The following is a 5,171-nucleotide window of genomic DNA, read 5'->3' on the forward strand; positions in this document are numbered from 1 at the left end:
GCCGCGGCGGCCCGGTCGGCGTGGGCGACGGCGACCTGGCCGGCCAGCTCGGCCGCGTCGAGCGGCTCGGGGTGCAGGCGCAGCTGACCGGCGTCGGCGGCGGCGAGGTCCTGGAGGTCGTCGACGTTGTGCTGCAGCAGCACCGTTTCTTCGAGCAGCGACGCGCTCAGCGCGCGGTCGAAGGGGAGGTGGCCGTCCTCGGCGGCCTCCAGCCGGCCGCGGATGACGTTGAGCGGGTTGCGCAGCTCGTGTGCGATGTCGCTGACCATCGCCTTGCGCAGCTCCTCGATGCGCTCCCGCCGCGCGGTGAGGTCGTTGAACGCGGCCGCGAGGTAGCCGACCTCGTCACGCGACTTCACCGGCGCCGGACGGTCCTGCTTCGCCGCTTCGGTCAGCGCCCGCAGCGGGCGGGACAGCCGGGTCGCGACCAGCACGGTGAGCGCGACGGCCAGCACGAGCACGCCGCCGGTCACCGCGAGGATCCGCGTGAGGTTTTCCCGCGACAGCGTGAACGTCGGCAGCTGCGACCCGCCCGGCCCGAGCGTGAACAGCAACGCGGGCGGCGCGACGAACGGCGTCAGCTGTTCGCGGCGGGCCGAGTCGATGCAGCCCTGGGTCGGCCGCTGGTCGGTGACGCCGAGGACTTCCAGGTCGAGGCCGAGCTTCACGTCCTCGGCGCCCTGGCTTCGCAGGCAGCGGTTGACGGCTTCGTTGAGGCTGTCGAGCGCGGCCTGCTCGGTCGGCGTCGGCACGGCCAGCTCGTAGAGCCCGCACTTCGCGGCGAAGTAGCGCGCGGACAGCGGATCGAGCCCGGCGAGCTGCGGCCGTCCGCTCGGCGACTCGCGCACCTGGCTGGGGAGGCCGACCGCGGCGAGGCAGGCGGCGGTCTTCGTGGCGACCGAGGCGAGGTCGTCGCGCTCGGCGGCCGGCAGCCGGAAGGGACCGGCCGCGCGCGGGTCGATCCCGCTCGTCCCGGCCTGGGGCAGCAGCACCGGGTCGACGTGCAGCGGGTCGACCGACGCGGTCGCCTTGACCGGCAGCGTGACCGGGGTGCCGCCGGAGTCGCCGAAGACGTGCCGGTCGAGGGTGGTCAGCACGATCCGCCGGCCGGTCTGCTCGGACAGCGCTTTCAGCCGCGGGCCGACCTGGCCCCAGGTGTGGTTGGCCGCCGCGAAGCCGAGCAGTTCGGTGTAGATCGTCGCGTCGCCGGAGAGCGCCTGGCCCTGCTCCTGCTGGATCGCGCGGGTGGTGGTCTGCACCGCGAGCCACGCGGTCGCGGCGATGGAGGCGAGCGCGATGAGCAGCGAGACGGCGGTGAGCCGGACGACGAGACTGCGCCGCCTCGGGAAGCTACGCGCCATCTTCGGGGGTCAGCTTGTAGCCCACACCGAACACCGTCCGCAGGTAGACCGGCTTCTGCGGGTCCGGTTCGAGCTTCTTGCGCAGGTTGAGCACGTGGACGTCGATGATCCGGGTGCTGACGAACCGGTCGTCGCCGCGGGTCAGCTCCAGCAGCTGCCGCCGGGTGAAGACCCGGCCCGGCTGCCGGATCAGCGTCTCCAGCAGCTGGAACTCGCCCGGGGTGGTCTCCACCGGGCGCCCGGCGACGGACACCTCGTGCCGCACCGGATCGAGCCGCAGCGCGCCGGCGCGCAACGCCGTGTCCGGTGGCTCGCGCCGGCCGGCGGTCCGCCGCAGCAGCGTCCGGACCCGGGCCATCAGCTCCCGCGGGCTGTACGGCTTGGTCAGGTAGTCGTCCGCGCCGAGGTCGAGGCCGAGCAGCAGGTCGTCCTCGGTGGCGCGGGCGGTGAGCATCAGCACCGCCACGTCGGACTCCTGCCGCAGCACCCGGCAGACGTCGAGGCCGTCGACCTTCGGCATCATCACGTCGAGGACCAGCAGGTCGGGGCGGTCGCGGCGGGCTTCGTCGAGGGCGGCCCGGCCGTCCGGCGCGAGCACCACGGTGTGGCCCTCGCTCTCGAGGTAGAGCCGGAGGACTTCGGCCTGCTTCTCGTCGTCCTCGGCGACCAGTACACGTGCGCACACGAGATCGAGGTTAGGCGTCCTGACACGGCCACCACCCGATCCTGACCGGATCTTCACACCTTGAGGGCGCGGAGGTGCTGGGTGAGGAAGAGGGCGGCGCGGTCGAGGGCCTGGTCGGCCTCGTCGAGGACCCCGGCGTAGGCCTGGAACACGTGCGGGACGTCGGCGGTGACGTCGAGGACGACGTCCACCCCGGCGGCTCGCGCGCGGGCGGCCAGGCGCGTCGAGTCGTCCAGGAGCAGCTCGTTCGTGCCGACCTGGAGCAGCAACGGCGGGAAGCCGGTCAGGTCGGCCAGCACGGCGGGGCTGATCAGCTCGTGGTGCGGGTCCTGGCCCGCGAAGTACAGCGCGCCCGTGTAGTCGAGGCCCTCGCGCGTGAGGATCGGGTCGGCGGCCGCCTTCGTCCGCATGCTTTCGCCGGTGCGGGTGCCGTCGAGGCCGGGGGAGAAGGCCACGACCGCCGCCGGCATCGGGAGGCCGGCGGCGCGGGCGCGCAGGCAGGTCGTGACGGCGAGGCCGCCACCGGCCGAGTCCCCGGCGAACGCGACGGGGTCCACCCCGCTTTCGAGCAGGGCCCGGTAGGCGGCGAGCGCGTCGTCGCTCGCGGCCGGGAACGGGTGCTCCGGGGCCAGCCGGTAGTCGAGCGACAACGCCGTGAACCCGGTCCTGGCGACCAGGTTCCCGGTCAGCGAGAGCGCGGTCTCCGGCGAGCCGAAGACGAACGAGCCGCCGTGGAAGTACAGGATCGTCCCGGGACGCGGGTCGCCGGCCGGCTCGACCCGCAGGGCCCGGCGGTCGCCGAGCTTGGCTTCGGCGGTCCGGATCTCCTTCGGCACGATCATCGTGGCCATCAGCGCCGCGAACCCCGCCCGGATCGTCTCGACCGACCGCGGCCCGTCTGGCTTCGGTGCGCGCAGCATCGCGTCGACCTTCGCCCGCTGTTCCCTGCTCATCGGAGCCCTCCCAAGTAGATGCCGCTACAGTATATGCCGTGGCATCTAAATCGGGAGACCCCCGCGCCTTCTTCGCCGACCTGGTGCGTTGCGAGACGCGGCTCTACAACGCGCTCAACGACCGGCTGCGCGAGCGGCACGGGATCGTCATGTCGCAGTACGAATTCCTGCGCCACCTGCGGGAACACCCGGGCTCCCGCGTAGCAGACCTGGCCGCCGAGTTCGCCATCGGCATCGGCGCGACCAGCAAGGGCGTCGACCGCCTGGAGCGGCACGGGTGGATCGCCCGGCAGCCGAACCCGGCCGACCGCCGGTCGTCGCTCCTCGTGCTGACCGCCGCCGGGGCGAGCCTGGCCGATGCGGCCGGCCGGACCTGCGCCGAGCTGCTGACCGAGCTGGTCGGCGACGCCTTCGACGACGCCGCCGTCCGGGCCATGTCCCGGCTGCGCGCGACCCTCGAGCGCGACCGGATCGGCCTGCCGACCGGCTGACTCAGCCCGGCGAGCCCACCGCGCAGACCTTGATCGGCGCCGCGTTCGCCGGGTCGAGGGCGTTGCGCACCAGGTGCCAGACGTTCAGGTCGTACGCCTCGCCGATGTGGCCGACCGGGTCGGACGGGCACGAGTCCTGGACGTAGGTGTTGTGCACGCCGGGCTCGCGGATGAAAGACGTCTCCGTCGGGGTCACCAGCTCGTCGTAGCGGGAGGTGATGATCGTGTAGCCGATGCCGGGCTGGGCGACCGGGCCGGTGTTGAGCGCGACGATCGCCGCGCCGCCGTCGAGTTCGTCGGCGAAGATCGGCAGGCCGATCGTCTTCACGATCGTGTCCCACGTGGACTTGCCGAGCAGCGTGTAGGCCAGCGTCAGGAGCCCGGACGCGTTGGCGCCGTGCGTCGGCGGGGCGATCGCGACGACCTTGCCGATCTCGCTCTGGATGCCCTGCATCTTGGCCAGGTAGATCGACTGGAGGCCGCCTTCGGAATGCCCGACGACGTCGACCTTCGCCGCGCCGGTGGCCGCGCGGACCTTTTCGACGAAGCCCTTGATCTCCAGCGACGACTCCGCGACCGGCTTGAGGCCGCCGACGAACGGGAACTGCGGGTAGGCGCCGTAGGTCAGGGAGAACGTGCAGTAGCCGCGGGCGGCGAGGTCGGCCTGGAGGAAGTTGAGGTCCTCGTAGTAGGTGGCGAAGGTGCCGTGGAGCAGCACGACCGGGTTCGGGTGGGCGGCGCTCGGACGGCACGCGAAGTCGTTGTTGCCGCCCGCGGCCGCCTGGGCCGGGACCGCCGCGCTCAGCACCAGCGCGCCGGCCAGGCCGATCGCGGCCAGCCATCGTTTCGTTCCCCGCGACATGGCGAAGTCCCTTCGTCTGGTTGTCATGCACAGCATGCGCCCCTTGATCAACGCTGTCTGCTGGCAAAACACGCAGAAACTTGCCGTGGCCGTTTGTGCACGGTGACAATGTCGGCTATGGACGCCGTCGACGCGCTGTTCCCCCGGGCCGGGGAGATCGCGGCCGCGATGATCGCCCGGTGCGCCGCCGAGATCCCGGCGTACCGGCTGCTGCCGGCGAGCGTGCTGGAAGGCGACCTGGTCGCCAACGCGCGCGCGGTGTTCGAGCTGTTCCTGACGACGGTCGCGGAGGACCGGCGGCCGACCGAGCGGGAGTTGGCGCTGCCGATCGCGTGGGGCGCCGAGCGGGCCCGCGACGGCCTGCCCCTGGACGCCGTGCTGAAGATCTACCCGCTGGCCGCGAGCGTCGCGTGGGACCTGGCGGACGGCGACCGCGCGCTGCTCGGCGCGCGGATGCTGGACTTCCTCGGCGAGGTGATGCCGCGCGTCGCCTCGGCGTACCTGAAGGAGCGCGACGAGCTCGACTGGGAGCGGCGCGAGGACCGCCAGAACCTGGCGGCCAGCCTGCTTTCGGGCCGTCCGGTCCGGCGGCGCGACCTGGCGGAGAGCTACGACGTCGTGGTTTTCCACCTGCCTTCGCTGCCCGCGTCGGCGGGTTCCCGTGCGGCTACTGACCTTTTCCGCGCGGTCCGGTCCGATTTGGACAGTCAACCGGGCGTCCTGGTGACGTTCAAAGGGGACGGTGGCGTGCTCCTGGTGCCCGCCGGGCTGGCGGCCGAGGCGGTCGCGTCGCGAGTGGACCGCGTCTGCGGGCGCGCG

Annotated in this window: 6 protein-coding genes; 2 read left to right on the forward strand and 4 right to left on the reverse strand. The window is 72.7% G+C overall.

Going from position 1 to position 5,171, the window contains the following annotated elements:
* The 3 genes from G3I65_RS33565 to G3I65_RS33575 all read right to left on the reverse strand — a co-directional run.
* On the reverse strand, positions 1-1,361 hold a 1,361-nt coding region (locus G3I65_RS33565), incomplete at its 3' end, for a histidine kinase dimerization/phospho-acceptor domain-containing protein (RefSeq protein ID WP_160699661.1).
* On the reverse strand, positions 1,351-2,046 hold the full coding sequence (locus G3I65_RS33570) for a response regulator transcription factor (protein WP_125313140.1): 696 nt from the start codon (positions 2,044-2,046) through the stop codon (positions 1,351-1,353). The genes G3I65_RS33570 and G3I65_RS33565, both read right to left, overlap by 11 nt.
* Positions 2,047-2,099: 53 nt before the next feature.
* Complete coding sequence (locus G3I65_RS33575; protein WP_160699662.1) at positions 2,100-2,999, reverse strand: alpha/beta hydrolase; 900 nt, start codon at positions 2,997-2,999, stop codon at positions 2,100-2,102.
* Positions 3,000-3,037: 38 nt separating this feature from the next.
* Between G3I65_RS33575 and G3I65_RS33580 the strand changes: the two genes are divergently transcribed.
* On the forward strand, positions 3,038-3,490 hold the full coding sequence (locus tag G3I65_RS33580) for a MarR family transcriptional regulator (protein WP_309235866.1): 453 nt from the start codon (positions 3,038-3,040) through the stop codon (positions 3,488-3,490).
* Position 3,491: 1 nt separating this feature from the next.
* Here G3I65_RS33580 and G3I65_RS33585 read toward each other — a convergent pair whose 3' ends face one another.
* The gene (locus G3I65_RS33585) at positions 3,492-4,352 is read right to left on the reverse strand and encodes a triacylglycerol lipase (protein ID WP_160699663.1); all 861 of its coding nucleotides are present in this window, start codon (positions 4,350-4,352) and stop codon (positions 3,492-3,494) included.
* 117 nt (positions 4,353-4,469) lie between these two features.
* Between G3I65_RS33585 and G3I65_RS33590 the strand changes: the two genes are divergently transcribed.
* The coding region (locus G3I65_RS33590; RefSeq protein ID WP_160699664.1) for a hypothetical protein at positions 4,470-5,171 on the forward strand (702 nt) is incomplete at its 3' end.

The organism is Amycolatopsis sp. SID8362, assembly GCF_010550475.1.
GTDB classification, from domain to species: domain Bacteria; phylum Actinomycetota; class Actinomycetes; order Mycobacteriales; family Pseudonocardiaceae; genus Amycolatopsis; species Amycolatopsis eburnea.

Bases quoted from the DNA above. Each gene is read 5' to 3' on its own strand.
- G3I65_RS33575 (WP_160699662.1), bottom strand. From the start codon at position 2,999: ATGAGCAGGGAACAGCGGGCGAAGGTCGACGCGATGCTGCGCGCACCG.
- G3I65_RS33585 (WP_160699663.1), bottom strand. From the start codon at position 4,352: ATGTCGCGGGGAACGAAACGATGGCTGGCCGCGATCGGCCTGGCCGGC.